The following is a 17858-nucleotide window of genomic DNA, read 5'->3' on the forward strand; positions in this document are numbered from 1 at the left end:
GCCATCGCGGCGCCTGGCGGCCGACGCCGCCGGGCGCTACTCTAGTACCTCGTTCCACCTCATTCTGCCGCCTCAGCGAGACGAGAAGCGGCCGGATGCTAGGCGCGCGAGCGCAGGAATAGCCCGTTCTATTTCAAGCTCGCGCAACAACGCAGACGGCTGCTTCCCGTCTCGCCCGAAGGGAGCCCCCCCGAACGCGGCGATTCGGCGTTGCCGCCCTTGGACATAGAATGGCTATTCCCGGCGGGCGGCGCCTTGTCTCGCCGCGTTTGGGGGCTCTGAGAAGGCAAAATGAGGTGGAACGAGGTACTAGGCCGATGGATCACCGCCCCCGCAAACGCTTCGGCCAGAACTTCCTGCACGACCCGGGGACGATCCGCCGCCTCCTCGCGGCCGTCGCCCCGCGCCCCGGCGAGCGCCTCGTCGAGATCGGTCCGGGGCGCGGCGCCCTGACGCGCGGGCTGCTCGAGGCGGTCGGCGAGCTCGACGTCGTCGAACTCGATCGCGACCTGATCGCGCCCCTCGCCCAGGATCTCGGCGACCTCGGCAGCCTGCGCATCCACAACGCCGACGCGCTGGCCTTCGACCTCTGCGCGCTGGCCACCGAGGGGAGGCGGCTGCGGCTGATCGGCAACCTGCCCTACAACATCTCGACCCCGCTCCTGTTCCGCTTCATCGAGCAGGCCGACTGCCTCGCCGATATGCATCTGATGCTGCAACGCGAGGTCGTCGAGCGGATCGCGGCCGCACCGGGCGGCAAGGCCTACGGGCGGCTGTCGGTCATGGTCCAGGCCTATTGCCGGGCCGAGACCCTGGTCAGGATCGGCCCGGGTGCCTTCACCCCGGCGCCGAAGGTCGAGTCCGCCTTCCTGCGCCTGGTCCCCTACCGGCCCCTGCCGCACCCGATCCGCGACCCGGCGCGGCTCGCGCGGCTCGTCGCCCAGGCCTTCTCGCAGCGGCGCAAAACCCTGCGCAACAGCCTCAAGGGCCTGATCCCGATCGAGCTCCTCGCCGACTGCGGCGTCGACCCGGCGCAACGGGCCGAGGAACTCCCGGTGGCGACCTTCATCAGGCTGGCCAACACCGCTTGCAACCTGTCGCCGTTACCCTGAAATTGACTACATTCGATAAGGGTTAAAGGCGGTCGCCGGGCGCGACCGCCGAGGCTTCAGAGGAACACGAGCGACGATGAGCGACAACGATAGCCTGCACGAGCACCTGGAAGCGGACGCGCAAGAAGACGACGACCTGAACGAGTCCGAGGTCGGCCTGACACCGGCCAAGGCGGTCCTGCCGGCCCTGATCCACCTGCTCCCGGTCGCCTCGCGCCCCTTCTTCCCCGGCCAGGCCGTGCCGCTGCTGATGGATGCCGCGCACTGGAGCGAGACGCTGAAGGCCGTCGGCGAGACCGAGCACAAGATCCTCGGCGTCGTCCTGGTCGGCTGCGAGACGGCCGAGGAGGCGACGCCGAGCGACTTCTACAGGATCGGCACGGCCTGTCGTGTGCACCGCGTCCACGAGCAGAAGGGCCACATGCAGGTCCTCGTCGAGTGCCTGCAACGCTTTCGCCTCCGGAAGTGGGTCGCGAACCGACCGCCGTTCGCCGCCTGCGTCGACTACCTGCCGGAGCCGAGCGGACGGCCCGACGACCAGGTCAAGGCCTACGCGATGGCCGTCATCAACACGATCAAGGAGCTGCTGCCGCTCAATCCGCTCTATGTCGAGGAACTCAAGATGTTCCTCGACCGCTTCGGCCCCGAGGACCCCTCCCACCTGGCCGACTTCGCAGCGAGCCTCACCACCTCGACGAAGGAGCAGCTCCAGGAGGTGCTCGAGACCGTCCCGCTGCTGCCGCGGATGGAGAAGGTGCTCGTCGTCCTCAACAACGAGCTGGAGCTGGCCCGCGCCCAGCAGAAGATCCGCCGCACCGTCGAGGAACGGATGCAGAAGCAGCAGCGCGAGTTCTTCCTGCGCGAGCAGCTCAAGGTCATCCAGAAGGAGCTCGGCATCGCCAAGGACGACCGCACCGCCGAGATCGACAAGTTCAGGGAGCGCATGAAGGCGCTGACCCTGACCGAGGAGGCCCAAAAGCGGGTCGACGAGGAGCTGGAGAAGATGGCGATCCTCGAGACCGGCTCGCCGGAGTACTCGGTGACCCGCAACTACCTCGACTGGATCACGCTATTGCCCTGGGGCAAGCACTCGAAAGACAAGCTCGACCTGAAACGGGCGCGGCGCATCCTGGATCGCGACCACTACGGCCTCGAGGACGTCAAGACGCGCATCCTCGAATTCCTCGCCGTCGGCATCCACAAGGGCGAGATCGCCGGGGCCATCGTCCTGCTGGTCGGTCCGCCCGGCGTCGGCAAGACCTCGATCGGCCGCTCGATCGCCGACACCCTCGGGCGACGCTTCTACCGCTTCTCGGTCGGCGGCATCCGCGACGAGGCCGAGATCAAGGGCCACCGGCGTACCTACATCGGCGCGATGCCGGGCAAGTTCATCCAGGCGGTCAAGGACGCCGGCACCGCCAACCCCGTCATCATGCTCGACGAGATCGACAAGATCGGCGCCTCCTACCGCGGCGACCCGGCCTCGGCCCTGCTCGAGGTCCTCGACCCCGAGCAGAACGTCGACTTCCTCGACCACTACCTCGACCTGCGCTTCGACCTCTCGAAGGTCCTCTTCGTCTGCACCGCGAACCAGACCGACACCATCCCCGGGCCGCTCCTCGACCGCATGGAGGTGATCCAGCTCTCGGGCTACATCGCCGAGGAGAAGCTCCAGATCGCCCGGCGCTACCTGCTGCCGCGCCAGATCGCCCGGGCCGGGCTGGCGCGCGACGCGATCAAGGTCAATGTCGCAACGCTGCGCGCGCTGATCGAGGGCTATGCCCGCGACGCCGGCGTGCGTCGGCTGGAGAAGCAGCTCGGCAAGATCGTGCGCAAGGGCGCCGTCAAGCTGCTCGAAGACGCACCCGTGCCGATCCAGGTCGGCCCCGCCGACCTCAAGGACTACCTCGGCAGCCCGGTGTTCCGCGACGAGCGCAAGCTCTCGGGCCCCGGCGTCGTCACGGGCCTCGCGTGGACCGCGATGGGCGGGGCGACCCTGTCGATCGAGGCGGTGCGCATCCACACGCTCGGGCGCGGCTACAAGCTCACCGGCCAGCTCGGCGACGTCATGAAGGAATCGGCCGACATCGCCTACGGCTATGTCGTCAGCCGGGCCGCGGCCCTCGGCGCCGACCCGGAGTTCTTCGAGAAGGCCTTCATCCATCTGCACGTACCGGCCGGGGCGACGCGCAAGGACGGCCCGTCGGCTGGCGTGACGATGGCCTCGGCGCTCCTGTCGCTGGCCCGCAACCAGCCGGTACGGCGCATCGCGATGACCGGCGAGATCACGCTCACCGGCGAGGTCTTCCCGGTCGGCGGCATCCGTGAGAAGCTCATCGCCGCGCGGCGCGCCGGCATCAAGGAGATCATCCTGCCGGCCGACAACGCCGGCGAGTTCGACGAGGTCCCCGAGCACATCCGCAAGGGCCTGACGATCCACTTCGCCACCTGCTTCGAGGACCTCGTGCCCAGGTTGTTCCGCGGCGAGAAGGGGTGACGCCACGCCCCGGCCGCGCCGTCGCGGCCGGGGCGCCGTGCGTTCGTCATCTCCTCGTGCGATGCTTCGCACCCGAACGGACGGTAAGGAACGGCGCGGAAACAACCGATACAAGGACGAGGAAGACAAGAAACTACGAAATGCGCGAAAAAACAGCAGATTCTCCCGCGTATATTCTGCTTTTCGCGTGTTTCGCGTGTTTCTTAGTTCAACAGAAGATGCGGCGGTTGTTTTCGAGTCGCCACTAAGAGCGACCCCGACCCACGACGCCCAGACCCTGCGAGCGACACCATGCCGAGCCCGATCGCGTGCCAGCCACCCGACGACCTGGATCCGGACATCCAAGCCGCGATCGGCGCGGTGCACGACCTCTACGACCCGCCGCTGTGGCTCGTCACCGCCGCCGACGGCGCCACGCGCGGCGGCCTGGTCGCGACCTTCGTCGCCCGCGCCTCGATCGTGCCGAGTCTGCCGCGGATGATCGCCGGCATCGCCAAGCACCACCATACCTGGGGGCTGATCGAGGCGAGCGGCGGCTTCGCGCTGCACCTGCTCTCCCCGGATCAGCTCGAGCTGGTCTGGCGCTTCGGCCTGCAGAGCGGCCACCAGACCGACAAGTTCGCCGGCCTCGCGCGCGACACGACACCGTCGGGCCAGCCGCGCCTGCCCGAGGCCCTGGCCTGGCTCGACTGCCGCGTCGAGACACGCACCGACACCGGCGACCGGACCCTCTACCTCGCCGCCGTCACCGCCGGCAGCGCGACGAGCCGAGCCGCGCCGCTGACGGCCGGCGGCCTCTACCGCGCCGCGCCGCCCGAGCGGCGCGCGCGGCTCGAACGCCTCTACGCCCGCGACGGCGAGATCGACGCCGAGGCGATCCACCGCTGGCGGGCGCGCAGCGCGCGCCCCTGACGCCGACATCGACCCCGATAAGGTGCCGACACCCGGACCGCCCCCCACAACGAGGAAGTACCGCCCAGATGCAGTTCCCCCGCCACAAGACCAAGATCGTCGCGACGATCGGCCCGGCCTCGGACGCGCCCGAGACCCTGCGCGCGATGCTGCGCGCCGGACTCGACGTCGCCCGCCTCAACTTCTCGCACGGTGACGAGGCCTATCACGCGACCCTGATCGCACGGCTGCGCGAGGCCGCCGCCGATACCGGCCGACGCGTCGCCATCATGGGCGACCTGCCCGGCCCCAAGATGCGCATCGGCGACCTCGCCGAGGAGCCCATCGAGCTCGTGCGCGACGAGACCCTGACCCTGACGACCGAGGAGGTCCCCGGCACCGGGCGGCGCCTCAGCGTCGGCTTCCCGGGCCTGCCGAAGGCGGTCCGGCCAGGCGATCGCCTGTTCGTCAACGACGGCTTCATCCTGCTCAAGGTGATCGAGGTCTCCGGCAACGAGGTCCGGTGCAGCGTGCGGGTCGGCGGCGAACTGCGCTCGCGCAAGGGGCTCAACCTGCCCGGCATCGATCTGGGCATCTGCGCCTTCACCGACAACGACCGCGCCTGGCTCGCGTTCGCCGCCGAGCACCGCCTCGACGCGGTCAGCCAGTCCTTCGTCGCCTCGGCCGAGGACATCGTCGCCCTGCGCCGCGCCGCCAATGCGCTCGACTACACGCCCTTCATCATCGCCAAGATCGAACGGGCCACCGCCCTGGAGCACCTCGACGACATCCTCGCCGCGAGCGATGGCCTGATGGTGGCACGCGGCGACCTGGGCGTGGAGATCCCGATCGAGGAGATCGCGGTGACCCAGAAGCGCATCATGGCCAAGGCCAACCGGGCCGGCAAACCCGTGATCACGGCCACCCAGATGCTCGAATCCATGGTCGCGGTGCGCCGCCCAACCCGCGCCGAGGCGACCGACGTGGCCAACGCGATCCTCGATGGCACCGACTGCGTCATGCTCTCGGCGGAGTCGGCAATGGGACGCTACCCGGTCGAGTCGATCGCGATGCTCGCCGGTATCGCCGCCGCCGTCGAGCCGAGCCGACCGCGCCCCCCGTTCCGCACCCTGATGGGCGAGGAGCACGCCGACCAGGCGCCGCGCGCCGTCGACCTGATCGCCGAGAGCGTCCACCACATGATCGCCCGCAGCGTCTTCAACGCCGTCCTGGTGCCGACCCGCAGCGGCGACACGGCCCGCAACGTCGCCCGCTCCCGGCTGCCGGTCTGGATCATCGCGCTGAGCCCCAACGAATCGACCTGCCAGGCCCTGACCTTCTCCTACGGCGTCCTGCCCGTCGCCGTCGACGTCGACCGGGCCGACTGGTCGGACTTCGCCCGCACCTGGCTCGCGACCCAGGGCATCCGCGACGGCCTGGTCCTGCTGACCCAGGGACCCTCGGCCGAGAACCCGCGCGGCAACCACCGCCTGGAGATCCTCGACCTCGGCCGGCACCGCGACACGCACCATGGACACTGAGACGCCCAGCACCCCGGCCCCGCAGCACCTGCGCCTCGCCGACGGGCGCCGCCTCGCCTACGCCGAGTACGGCGGCAAGGACGGCCCGCCCGTCCTCTACTGCCACGGCTTCCCAAGCTCGCACCGCGAGGCGCGCCTGCTGGAGCCCGCCGCGCGACGGCTCGGCGTACGCCTCATCACCCTCGACCGGCCCGGCTACGGCGGCTCGGACGCCTGCCCCGAACGGACGCTCCTCGACTGGGCCGACGACTGCGCCGCCGTGCTCGATCGGCTCGGCCTCGCGCGCACGGCCCTGGTCGGCGTCTCCGGCGGCGGCCCGTTCGCGCTCGCCTGCGCCGCCCGCATCCCGGAGCGGTTCACCACCTGCACGCTCGTCTGCCCGCTCGGCCCCGTCTACCGCACCGAGGTCCTCGCCGCGATGCCCGGACCGGCACGCGCCGCGCTCCAACTCGTGCGCCGGGCGCCGCGCCTGGGCCGGCTCGTCTATGGCCCACCGGTCTCGGACCTGCTGGCCCGCTGGCCGACCCTGATCGAGCGGATCCGCGACGCCGCCGCCCCGCCCATCGATCGCGACCTCCTCGCCGAGCCGCGGATCCGCACCATCATGAACACCAGCCTGCGCGACGCCCTCGGCCGCGGCGCGCGCGGCGCCCGCCGCGACATCCGGCTCTACACTCAGCCCTGGGGCTTCGACATCGCCGACATCGACCTGCCGATCGACCTCTGGCACGGCGAGATCGACGGGACGGTGCCGGTCGCCCACGCCCGTTGGTACGCGGGCCATCTGCGCCGCTGCACGCCCCACATCCTACCGGGCGAGGGCCACTTCTCGCTGCCGGTGCAACAGGCCGAGACCATCCTCACCCGGCTCATCGAACGCGCCGCCGCGGCGCCACCACGGCCGGCGACGCCGGAAATTGACGGCCGGCCCGCCAGCCCCTAGAATTCGTCCTCCCATCCGGGCGCGTAGCTCAGCGGGAGAGCACTGCCTTCACACGGCAGGGGTCGCTGGTTCGAACCCAGCCGCGCCCACCATACTTTTCATGCCCGTGACCATCGTTCCTCGAACCTTTCGAGGACTCGCGTGACGCCCACTGTGACCCGCCGTGCGCAACGCTCTGTCGATGGGCCCCATGCGGTCTTGCCGATCGCGCGCATCCGCTTCGTTCCGTGAGCCGCAGATCTCAGCCGCCGGCCGCTCGCTGGCCGCTGGGGGCGAGCGGGTGCTGCACGCGATGGTTCTGGTGTGAATCCGCCCGCGCATCCATGGTGCCCGCCGGAGCATCTGACGGCCGGCAGTCGGTGCTCGGCGTTCGATTCGGCTGCCGGGCCCATGCGTTCGCGAATCCCCATCCCCTGACGACAGCCTGCCCTGGCCTCGGCCATTGACGCGAACGCCCTCGGGTGGTGGCGCAGATGTGACCGCCGGCGTCCTCGCGTCGGCGATCCCGCGATGGGCTGCGGCGACCATTGGCCGCCCCGGACGGACCAACCACCCGCATCGTATCCATGATCGCCACGGCGATCGGGAGACGGATCGAGCGGGCGACGAGCTCGATGTCATCCTGCCGCTGTCGGGTCCCCTGGTGCGCACGGGCACGCAGCCCGAGCCGCGCCGTGCGCGATGGTCACCCTCAGTAGCGGAATGACAACGAACAGCAGGACGGCGCGGCGAAGGCTTGAGAGAGGACGCATCGGCGCGAATGAGGGGGCAATGCCCGGGCCTGGTCCTGAGCCCGAACCCATCGCGCGAAGCAGGCGCGGCATCGCCACGGCCCCACGCCACGTGGGTATGCGAAGACGGCCGAGGACGTCGATGCCCTCGACAAGTACCTGTTCAAGAACGACCGGTGCGTCTGTCGGGCTACCCCTGACTGACCCGACATCGGCGGCCGGGTCGTACCGCTCGTTCCTGAATCGTTCCTAAACTGGTGCGCCCTGTGCGACTCGAACGCACGACCACCTGATTAAAAGTCAGATGCTCTACCAACTGAGCTAAGGGCGCGATAGGCAGTGCAGTATACGGAAACCCGCCCGGCATTTGAACCGGCATGACGCGCGCCTAGGCGGGCGGCAGCAGGTGCGGGTAGTCGCGGCGCAGCCGGGTCCATTCCATGACGAACCAGGGGGTCAGGGGCTCGGCGTCGGCGGCGATCAGCCGATCGACCTCGGCGCCCTCGAGCCAGCGCCAGGCGGCGACCTCGGTCGGGTTGACGTCGATCTCGACCTCGTCGGCCAGTCGGCCCACGTAGACGGAGCAGAGTTCGTGCTCGGCACCCCGCTCGTCGAACTGGGCCTGGTACTGGAAGCGATAGACGAAGGTGAGTTCGGTGTCGAGGCCAAGCTCTTCGCGCAGCCGCCGGTGGGCGGCCGCGAGATCCTCCTCGCCCTGGCGGGGGTGACTGCAACAGCTGTTCGACCAATACAACGGCCACAGGGGCTTCTCGCGGCTGCGCTGCTGGAGCAGGACCTTGCCGCCTTCGCTGACGATGAAGATGGAGAAGGCGCGATGCAGGATGCCGGCGCCGCGATGTACGCGGACCTTGCTGTCGTGGCCGACGACGTTGTCGCGCTCGTCGACCAGGATCAAGGGTTCGTCGTCGAACGACACTCTCTGATTTGCACCCATCACTCGCTCATCCCCCGCACGTCCGCCGTTGGCGCCCAGGCCGCGATGGCCGCGCCCGCAACTCGACATTATCCAGAAAATGCCGGCGAAACAAGGACACCGCCCCAGGCGCGAGCAGGCGAATCGACCGATCCGCGCCGCCGCCCATCGTTGCATGCGATGTTATCCCATTGAATTCCCTACCGACGACACGGCTTTGGCCAGGTACCGCAGGCGAAGGGGTCGATGGTAAACTTTTCGCGACTCGCGCCGCCCGATCGAATCCCTCGTCGCGCGGTCCAACCTGCGCGGTCCGCGCGGCGGCAGGACTTACGACCGGATGATCCGGGCCACCCCGCTGGTCGTCGAGGCTATCAACATCGGAGGGCGAATGTACGCGATCTTCGGCGTCATCTGGGCGGTCACTGGCCTTGGGCTCTTGCTTGGCTTCGCCGTCTTCCGCCTGGTGCCGTTCGCGCTGGACGCCCTCGGCGGCCCGCTCATCTGGCCGCACTGGCTGGCGCTGACGGGCTTCGTCGCGTTCATGGCCTATGCCGAGGGCTACCACGGCTTCCAGAGGTCCTTCTCGCCGCGCTTCGGCGCCCGCTGCCGCTATCTCTACGAGCACCCGACCTGGTCCCGCGTGCTGCTGGCGCCCTTGTTCTGCATGGGCTACTTCGATGCCACGCGGCGCCGGCGCATCGCGAGCTTCACGCTGACCCTGATGATCATCGCGTTGATCGTCGGGGTCCAGCACGTCGCCCAACCCTGGCGCGGGATCATCGATGCCGGCGTCTGCGTCGGCCTGATCTGGGGCATCGCCGCGACCGTGGTCTATTCCGTGCTGGCCTTCACGTCGAAGGACTTCTCCCATCCGCCGGAGGTCGCCTGACCTGGTGCGGGAATGGACGCCCGCCGGCGTCTCCCATCCACTGGCTCGCTGCCCATGAAGACCCATCAAGAGACCCTGTCGCTCGCGACCCACCAGCCGATCGAGCTCATCGACATCACCGCCCGGATCAAGGAGCGCGTCGCCGCCAGCGGCCTGCGCGAGGGGCTCGCGACCCTGATCTCGCCGCACACGACCGCCTATGTGAACCTCAACGAGCGCGAGCCGAGATTGCAGGAGGACATGCTGCGCTTCCTCCAGGACCTCGCCCCGCGCGAGGGCGACTACGGCCACAACCGGGTTGCCGTCGACGGGCGCGACAACGCCCATGCCCACCTGCTCGGGCTCTTCATGAGCGCTTCGGCGACCATCCCGCTGGCCGGCGGCGAGCTGGTCCTCGGCACCTGGCAATCCATCTTCTTCATCGAACTCGATGGGCCACGCCCGGCACGCCAGGTCCATCTCCACCTGATCGGCGAGGCCTGACGCGATGACCCCAGACGACCTGGCCGGCTTCTTCGCCGACCCGGCGACCCTGCGCCACGACGAGCACATCCTGCTCGATTACTCCTTCGAGTGCGTCGGCGACCCGCGCGAGGCGGCCGCGCATCTATGCAGCGAGCAGTCGACCGCCCAATGGCGGCGCGTCGGCGTCGACGAGGACTTCCGCCCGCGCTTCGCGGCCAAGGTGCTCGATCTCCAGGTCGAGGGTCGGCGCAACGGCTTCAGCTACCCGATCCCGGCCGCCCCGGCCGGCGAGGTGTGGGCCTGTCGGGTGCGGATCGCCCACCCGCACGCGAACTTCGGCCCGCGCATCCCGAACCTGCTGAGCGCCGTCTGCGGCGAGGGGCCCTTCTTCTGCCCCGGGGTCCCGATCCTCAAGCTCCTCGACATCCAGTTCCCGGACGCCTACCTGCGCCAGTTCGAGGGGCCCAAGTTCGGCATCGAGGGCCTGCGCGCACAGCTCCAGGCCTACGACCGGCCGATCTTCTTCGGTGTCATCAAGCCGAACATCGGCCTGCCGCCCGAGCCCTTCTGCGAGGCCGGCTACCAGAGCTGGCTCGGCGGGCTCGACATCGCGAAGGACGATGAGATGCTCGCCGACCCGGACTGGTCGCCCCTCGCCGAGCGCACGGCCCTGCTCGGCGCCGCGCGCCGGCGCGCCGAGCGGGAGACGGGTACGCCGAAGATCTATCTGGCCAACATCACCGACGAGGTCGACCGTCTGCTCGAGCTGCACGACACGGCCGTCGCCAACGGCGCCAACGCGCTGCTCCTCAATGCGTTGCCGGTCGGGCTGAGCGCGGCGCGGATGGTGCGCCGCCACACCCAGGTGCCGCTGATCGCCCACTTCCCCTTCATCGCCGCCTTCAGCCGCCTCGCACACTTCGGCGTGCACGCGCGGGTCATGACCAAGCTGCAACGCCTGGCCGGTTTCGACGCCATCATCATGCCCGGCTTCGGCCCGCGGATGTTCACGCCCGAGGAGGAGGTCATGCAGTGCGTCGACGCCTGCCTCGCCGAGATGGGGCCGATCCGCCGCAGCCTGCCGGTGCCCGGCGGCAGCGACTGGGCCGGCACATTGGCGGGCGTCCACGCCCGGGTCGGCTCGGCGGACTTCGGCTTCGTGCCCGGGCGCGGCGTATTCGGCCATCCGCACGGGCCGCGCGGCGGGGCCGCGAGCATCCGCCAGGCCTGGGACGCGATCGCGCGCGGGATCCCGCTCGCCGAGCACGCCCGCCACCACCCGGAGCTCCAGGCCGCCCTCGACGCCTTCGGCGCCAAGGGGTGAGCGAGGCACCACCGGCCGCGGACGCGCCCTGGCAGCGGGGCGCGGCGACCGCGGTCATCGATGGCAACACCGGCTGGGACTATGACGCCCTCGCGGTGCGGGTCGCCGCGCGCGCCGCGCGGCTCCGCGCGCAGGGGCTCGCGGCCGGCGAGGTCGTCCTCGTGCCCGATCAGCCGGGCGCCGACCTGCTCGTGATGCAGCACGCCCTCTGGCGCCTGCGGGCGGCCCTGCTCCCGATCAGCCCGACGAGCGAACCGGCGAGGCGCGCGGCCCTGATCGAGCGGGCCGGCGTCGAGTGGCAGTGGACCCCGACCGAGGCAGGCGAGGGCCGGCTCTACCCGACCGGCCAGGCCCGGGCAGCGACCGTCCCCTCGCTCCCGAGTCCGCTGGCCGCCGTGATCGAGACCAGCGGCAGCAGCGGCGCGCCGCGCGCCGCGCTCCTTACGCAGTCGGCCGTGCAGGCCGCCTGCCAGCTGAACAATGCCCACCTGGGGCTCGGCGCCGACGACCGCTGGCTGTGCTGCCTGCCGCGCCACCACATTGGGGGGCTCTCGATCGGCTGGCGCTGCGCCATCGCCGGCGCGGCCGTCGTCGTCCAGGCCGGGTTCGACGCCGCAACCGTGCACGCGGCGCTCGTGCGCCACCGCGTCACCCATGTCTCGCTGGTGCCGCCGATGCTCGCCCGCCTGCTCGCACTCGGCGCGCCCGCGCCGCCGACGCTGCGCGTCGTCCTGGTCGGCGGCCAGGCCCTGCACGGGGCGCTCGCCGAACAGGCCCTCACCGCCGGCTGGCCGTTGCGGGTCACCTACGGCATGACCGAGACCTGTTCGCAGATCGCGACCTCGGGCGTCCTCGAACGCGCCCCGGAGCCGGGCGTCATCGGGCCGCCGCTGCCGGGCATCGAGATCGACTGTCCGCCGGCCGGCGCCACGCCCGGACGACTGCGCGTGCGGGGGCCGATCCTGATGGCCGGCTATGCGACCCCCGAGCGGCGGCCGGGCGTCGGGCTCGACGCCGACGGCTGGCTCGCGACCTCGGATCTGGCGGTGCGGACCGCCGATGGCGCGCTGCGGGTCGTCGGGCGGGCCGACGACGCCCTGGTCATCGGCGGACACAACGTCTTCCCGCTCCAGGTCGAGGGGCGGCTCCTGCGTGCCCCGGGGGTGAGTGCCGCCTGCGTCGTCGGCCTCGTCGAACCCGTCTGGGGCCACTCGCTGGCCGCCGCGTATGCCGGCACCGGCGAGGTCGCAACCTTGGAGCGCTGGTGCCGCGAGCACCTGCCGAGCCCCGAGCGGCCCCGCCGGCTGCTGCGTCTCACATCGCTCCCGCTCCTGCCCTCGGGCAAGTACGACCGGGCGCGGGTCCGGCAGCTGCTCGGCGAACGGGGATAGGCGGGCGGCGCCGGGCAGCGATCGCCCGGAAGCGATCGCCGGCAAGCCGGCTCCCGCAGAGGTCGGAGCCTGAGGCATCCGCGGATAAACGGCCTAAACCGCCGTGGCGGAGGTCGAGTTACCGACGGAGGCCGGCTCTCGCAATCTGAGCCATCTCGCCGTCGCGCGGCTGACTGGGAGCGCCGGCTTTCCAGCCGGCTCGTCGCCGTCGCGGCTCGATGCCGCGGTGGCGGCGTCTGGGCCGGTTAGAAGGGCACGTGCGCAGCGGCCATCCAGCGGCGCCTATCGGTGATCTCCTGGCTCCAGCGCCGAAGGTCGCGCGCCGGGGGCATCGAGCCCCGCGCGCGAAGCCGGCTGAAAGCCGGCGCTCCCAGTTCGTAGCTCCCAGTTCGTACCGACTCGCCGTCGAGGCCGATTTTGTGGGGATACCTCAGGGTCAAAGTCGGCTTGCGGCCCCGCAGTCACTGGGCGACGACCGGGAAGGTCGCGGCGATGCCCCAGGCGAAGGCGATGGCGTTGGCGACCCCGCCGACGAGCGGTTGATTGGTGCGGCGGTAGGCCCAGCGGCTCACCAGCCCGTAGACGACGAAGAAGATCAGCATCACCGGCATGATGATCGCGAGGAAAAAGAGCTCGCGAAGGTTGAGCGTGATCGCGATCGTCAGCGAAAGCAGGAAGCCGGCCTTGGTCAACGGATAGGCGCCGCGTGGCGCCCACGGCCCGCGGGTCAGCCACTCGTCGGCGAGGAAGAAGGGCAGTGTGCCAGCCAGCATCACGAGGACCAACGGCACGCGTTCGCCGGTCGGGACATAGGAGGTCACGAACTGGTCGAGCGGCAGGCCGATGGCCAGCGTGCCATAGGCGGCGACGGCGGCCGCGGCGATCGCGAGTCGCCCCCAGGCGATGCGCGCGCCCCGCGTCCCGCGGTTCGGTGGACGGATCAACCACAGGCCCAGCGCCGTCAGCAGGCCGTAGAGCCCGAAGTGCAGCACCAGGTAGTCGCCGAGCAGGAGCGGCATCGTGCCGTGCGGCAGCGGTGCGAGGAGCAGCGGCGTCAGGACGGCCGGGGCCAACGCCAGCGGGATCAGTTGCCGCCAGGGCCGGCCGCCGCCGGTCGGCGCCGGGGCGACGCGCGGCAGCAGCCCCGAGGCCGGCCGCGCGAGCAGCAGGATGCCGAGGAACAGGAGCCCCAGCGCCAGACCGCGAGTCGCTACCCCCTCCCCGCTCGCCCGCGCGAAGGTCCGGTCCAGCCAATCGACGGCCGCCGCCAGGGCCGCCCCGCTGAAGACCACGCCCGTGTGCTCGACGCCGGGGGCGAGGACGAAGCGGCGGGCGCTGCCATCGGCGAAGCGCCCGTAGATCTCGCCCGGCACGACGGCCCCATCGGCCGCCATCGCGACCATGTCCTCGCCGACCGCGCGCAGGTGATCGGGCTCCTGAGCCCCATAGATGACCAGGAGATTGCGCGGGCTGGTGGCCGTGACCTGGTCCGAGAAGGGCGAGACGGCCACGGTCGCGGCGATGTCCGGATGGGCGCGCGCATAGCGCACGACGACGTCGGTCGCCATCGAGTGACCGAGCAGCGCGACCCGCCCGTCGGCCCCGGGCAGGGTCCGGGCAAAGGCGACGATCGGCGCGAGCGACTCGCTCAGCGTCTCGGAGCGCCGTGGCGGGTCGGCGAGGCCACCCGCCAACGGCGTCGGGTTGCGGCCGTGACCGGGGAAGTCGAGGGTCACCGCCAGATAGCCATGGCGGGCCAGCGTCACCGCGAAGGACTGCATCAGTTGCTGGGAGCCGGCGAAGCCGTGGGCGATGACGACCGCCGGGGCCGGCGCGCGCGTCGCGGGCTCGAAGACGGTCACCGGGGTCGCGCCGACCTGCTGCGAGCGGATCTGGAGGCCGGCGAGGTCCTGGCCGAGCGGCCAGAGACCGGCGAGGATGAGGGCAAGGGCGGCGAGCGCCAGGGCTATCTGTTGTCGCATCGTGCAACGCTACCATGGCCTTCGGGGTGCGCCAACTCGACGCCGAGGCGCCGCGGTTGCTAATCTCGGGGCGACGCCGCAGGGGATCGTTCGACAGGATCCGAAAGACAGCGGATAGGCAATGCTGGGCCTCGTCGCGCAGCCCAGTAGACGGGACTCCGTTCAGGCGCGCGGCGGCATCCATCACGGGCCAGCGAGCAGGACTCCATGGGCGATCGACCGGGGACAAGGGGCGAGTCCCGCGCGTGGCGGGACTATTGGCGGCGGTTGCGCGCGGCCCTCGGCTCGCCCCGCGTGGCCGACGAGGCGCTCGCCGCCCGATTGCGAACGGCCCGCGCCCGACTGCCGGTGCCCGTCATCTGGCTGCTCGGCAAGACCCAGGCCGGCAAGACCTCGATCATCCGCGCCCTGACCGGCAGCAGCGCCGCCGAGATCGGCAACGGTTTCCAACCCTGCACGCGCCGCGCGCGCTTCTACGACTTCCCCGCCGAGATGCCGGTCGTGCGCTTCCTCGACACCCGCGGCCTCGGCGAGGTCGCCTACGACCCGCAAGACGACATCCGCTTCAGCGAGTCGCAGGCCCACCTGCTGGTCGCGGTGATGAAGGTCGCCGACCAGCGCCAGGACGACGTGCTCGAGGTCCTGCGCGCGGTCCGCCGCCGGCACCCGGAGTGGCCGCTGCTGGTCGTGCAGACCGGCCTGCACGAGCTCTACCCGCCCGCTGGCGACCACCTGCTGCCCTACCCCTTCGAGCGCGAACCGCTGCCCGAGGCGGTCCCGGCCGACCTGCGCCGGGCCCTGGCCGCCCAGCGCGCCGCGCTCGCGGACCTGCCCGGGCAGGCGCCGTTCGACTGGGTCGCCGTCGATCTGACCCTGCCCGAGGACGGGCTGGCACCGGTCGACTACGGCCTCGATGCCCTCTGGCGGGCGATCGAGCGGGTCTCGGCGCTCGGCCTCCAGGCGAGCCTCCAGGGCGACGCCGAGGTGCGCGACCTCTATGCCCGCACCGCCCACCCACACATCGTCGGCTACACGCTCACCGCCGCCGGGGTGGGCGCCGTGCCGCTCGTCGACCTGGTCGGCGTCACCGCCATCCAGGCCAAGCTGCTGCACAGCCTCGCGGCCCTCTACGGGCAGCGCTGGGATCGACGCACGACCGGCGAGTTCCTCGGCCTGCTCGGCGCCGGCGTCACCACCGGCCTGCTCGCGCGCTGGCTCGGACGGGGCCTCGTCAAGCTGATCCCGGTCTGGGGCCAGACGGTCGGGGCCGTCTGGGGGGCGAGCGCCAGCGGAGCGACGACCTATGCCCTGGGCAAGGCCGCGGTCTATTTCCTGACGCGCCGTCGTAGCGGCCTCCAGGTCGATGCCGCGGCGTTGCGCGCCGTCTACGCCGAGGCCCTGGCGCGCGGCGGCCGCCTGATCCAGGAGCGGCTGCGGGGCAAGGAGCCGTGAAGTCCGTGCTGAACCGCATCGATCCGCTGCGCCTCCTCGCGTTGACCCTGCTCGCGCTGCCGCCGCTCGCGCTGGCCGCCCTCGGCACCCTGTGGCTCTGGGAACGCGACGCCCTCCTCTACTGGCTCGCTGGGCTGCTCGCCAGCGCCGCCGCCGGCTACGGGCTGCAATACCTGCTCCAGCGACGCGAGCGCCGGCTGCTGGCCGAGGCCGCGACCGAGCCGAACCCCGACTGGTCGCCGCGCGCCGAGGCCGTCTGGCGCGACGTCGAGGCCCTGGCCAGCGAGCTCGAGCCCGCGGACTGGCCCCTCGACGACAGCGCGCGGCTGATGGAACTGGCCCGCCTGACGCTGGAGCAGGTCGCGCGCCGGTACCATCCCCAGGCGGATCAGCCGCTCTTCCAGCTGACGGTGCCGCACACCCTGCTCATCCTCGAGCGGGCGAGCCGCGACCTGCGTCGCGACATCACCGAACACATCCCCTTCAGCCACCGCCTGCGCATCGGCGACCTGCTGCGGCTACAGCGCTGGAAGGTCACGGCCGACCAGGCCTTCCTCGTCTATCGGATGGGCCGCGCCGTCATCAATCCCCTCGATGCGCTCGCCAGCGAGGCCTGGCGCAACCTGCGCGATCAGGGCACTGGGATCGCCCAGGCCGAACTGCACGGCTGGCTGCTGCGGGCCATCGTGCGCAAGATCGGCTACTACGCGATCGACCTCTACAGCGGCCGGCTGCCGCTCGCCGAGGGCGACCCGACCGCCGCGCCGACGCCACGCTCGCGCGCCGACCTCGCGCAGGGCGCGCCCGGCGACGCGGAGCCGCTGCGCATCCTCGTCCTCGGCCGCACGAACGCCGGCAAGTCGAGCCTGATCAACGCGCTGTTCGGCCGGCTGGTGACGCCCGCCGACACCCTGGCCGACACGACCCGCGGCCTAATCCCCTACCGGCTCGAACGCGAGGGCCTGACCCAGGCCCTCGTCATCGACACCCCGGGCTGCGACAGCGCCTGGCTCACCGAGGAGCGACTCCGCGCGGCCGCCGCCGACGCCGACCTGATCCTCTGGGCGAGCCCGGCCCACCGCCCCGACCGACAGGTCGAGCGCGCCTGCCTCGACGCCCTGCGCGCCGCCCAGGCCGCCCGCCCCGAACACCGCCCGCCGCCGCTCCTCGTCGCCGCGACCCACGTCGACCTGCTGCGCCCGGCCCGCGAGTGGCAGCCGCCCTACGACCTCCGCGAGCCGAGCGGCCCGAAGGCGACCAACATCGCCGCCGCGGTCGCGGCGATCGCCGCCGACCTCGCCGTGCCCATCGCGCAGGTCGTCCCAGTCGCCCTCGCCGAGGGGCGCGTCTACAACGTCGACGACGGTCTCTGGGCCATGCTCCTCGACCAGCAGGAGGCGGCGCTGCGCACCCGCCTCCTGCGCTGCCTGGAGGCCCGCCGCCGCGCCGAGGACTGGGACCTCCTGCGCCGCCAGCTGATCGCCACCGGCCGCCTCCTGAAGGCGCTGCCGCAGCGGCTCAAGGCGCCGCGCGCCTAGTGCCTCGCTCCAGAAATACCGAGGCCGCTTTCATGTCGCCCTATGATACGAGCGCCGTAGGAGCCCGCTTGCGGGCGACTACGACGCGCTCGCGCCTGCAAAGATCGCCCGCAAGCGGGCTCCTACCACGCGCCACGCGGGGATTGCAGGCAGCGACGCGCGGTC

At 71.3% G+C, this 17858-nt stretch carries 13 protein-coding genes and 2 tRNA genes; 12 read left to right on the forward strand and 3 right to left on the reverse strand.

Annotated elements, in window-relative coordinates:
* The first annotated feature begins 317 nt into the window (after window positions 1-317).
* The 6 genes from rsmA to CKO41_RS04470 all read left to right on the forward strand — a co-directional run bounded on the left by rsmA (window position 318) and on the right by CKO41_RS04470 (window position 7076).
* A complete protein-coding gene (gene rsmA / locus CKO41_RS04445) occupies window positions 318-1112 on the forward strand; it encodes a 16S rRNA (adenine(1518)-N(6)/adenine(1519)-N(6))-dimethyltransferase RsmA (protein WP_200381364.1) in 795 nt (264 codons plus the stop codon).
* A gap of 76 nt (window positions 1113-1188) precedes the next feature.
* Window positions 1189-3609: an endopeptidase La gene (gene lon / locus CKO41_RS04450; protein WP_200381365.1), complete on the forward strand. Its 2421-nt coding sequence runs from the start codon at window positions 1189-1191 to the stop codon at window positions 3607-3609.
* A gap of 291 nt (window positions 3610-3900) precedes the next feature.
* Window positions 3901-4521: a flavin reductase family protein gene (locus CKO41_RS04455; RefSeq protein ID WP_200249520.1), complete on the forward strand. Its 621-nt coding sequence runs from the start codon at window positions 3901-3903 to the stop codon at window positions 4519-4521.
* Between the two features lie 68 nt (window positions 4522-4589).
* Window positions 4590-6041 (forward strand): pyruvate kinase, encoded by a 1452-nt coding sequence (gene pyk / locus CKO41_RS04460; RefSeq protein ID WP_200381366.1) that lies wholly within the window; start codon window positions 4590-4592, stop codon window positions 6039-6041.
* Window positions 6031-6984 carry an alpha/beta fold hydrolase gene (locus CKO41_RS04465; protein ID WP_200381367.1) on the forward strand — a complete coding sequence of 318 codons (954 nt, stop codon included), beginning with the start codon at window positions 6031-6033 and terminating at the stop codon, window positions 6982-6984. The genes pyk and CKO41_RS04465 overlap by 11 nt, the downstream gene beginning before the upstream one ends.
* Window positions 6985-7001: 17 nt before the next feature.
* Window positions 7002-7076: transfer RNA gene (locus CKO41_RS04470), tRNA-Val, on the forward strand.
* Window positions 7077-7970: 894 nt separating this feature from the next.
* Here CKO41_RS04470 and CKO41_RS04475 read toward each other — a convergent pair.
* Together CKO41_RS04475 and idi are read right to left on the reverse strand one after the other, a co-directional pair.
* A tRNA-Lys gene (locus CKO41_RS04475) sits at window positions 7971-8046 on the reverse strand.
* Window positions 8047-8103: 57 nt separating this feature from the next.
* Window positions 8104-8670, reverse strand: coding sequence for an isopentenyl-diphosphate Delta-isomerase (gene idi / locus CKO41_RS04480; protein WP_200249591.1), 567 nt, complete (start codon window positions 8668-8670; stop codon window positions 8104-8106).
* A 319-nt stretch (window positions 8671-8989) separates the two neighbouring features.
* Between idi and CKO41_RS04485 the strand changes: the two genes are divergently transcribed.
* From CKO41_RS04485 to CKO41_RS04500, 4 genes are read left to right on the forward strand one after another with little or no spacing between them, the layout of a single operon-like run.
* On the forward strand, window positions 8990-9541 hold the full coding sequence (locus CKO41_RS04485; protein WP_242463949.1) for a hypothetical protein: 552 nt from the start codon (window positions 8990-8992) through the stop codon (window positions 9539-9541).
* A gap of 54 nt (window positions 9542-9595) precedes the next feature.
* Complete coding sequence (locus CKO41_RS04490; RefSeq protein ID WP_200249592.1) at window positions 9596-10024, forward strand: secondary thiamine-phosphate synthase enzyme YjbQ; 429 nt, start codon at window positions 9596-9598, stop codon at window positions 10022-10024.
* A gap of 4 nt (window positions 10025-10028) precedes the next feature.
* Window positions 10029-11330, forward strand: a complete 1302-nt coding sequence (locus tag CKO41_RS04495) for a RuBisCO large subunit C-terminal-like domain-containing protein (protein WP_200381368.1) — start codon at window positions 10029-10031, stop codon at window positions 11328-11330.
* Window positions 11327-12721, forward strand: coding sequence for an AMP-binding protein (locus CKO41_RS04500; RefSeq protein WP_200381369.1), 1395 nt, complete (start codon window positions 11327-11329; stop codon window positions 12719-12721). The genes CKO41_RS04495 and CKO41_RS04500 overlap by 4 nt, the downstream gene beginning before the upstream one ends.
* A gap of 461 nt (window positions 12722-13182) precedes the next feature.
* Here CKO41_RS04500 and CKO41_RS04505 read toward each other — a convergent pair whose 3' ends face one another.
* Window positions 13183-14703, reverse strand: a complete 1521-nt coding sequence (locus CKO41_RS04505) for an alpha/beta hydrolase (protein ID WP_200381370.1) — start codon at window positions 14701-14703, stop codon at window positions 13183-13185.
* Window positions 14704-14910: 207 nt separating this feature from the next.
* Here CKO41_RS04505 and CKO41_RS04510 point away from each other — a divergent pair, with 207 nt between their 5' ends.
* A complete protein-coding gene (locus tag CKO41_RS04510; protein ID WP_200381371.1) occupies window positions 14911-16155 on the forward strand; it encodes a YcjF family protein in 1245 nt (414 codons plus the stop codon).
* 5 nt (window positions 16156-16160) lie between these two features.
* A complete protein-coding gene (locus CKO41_RS04515) occupies window positions 16161-17693 on the forward strand; it encodes a GTPase family protein (protein ID WP_338115536.1) in 1533 nt (510 codons plus the stop codon).
* Window positions 17694-17858: the final 165 nt, after the last annotated feature.

The organism is Thiococcus pfennigii (assembly GCF_016583835.1).
Taxonomy (GTDB): domain Bacteria; phylum Pseudomonadota; class Gammaproteobacteria; order Chromatiales; family Chromatiaceae; genus Thiococcus; species Thiococcus pfennigii.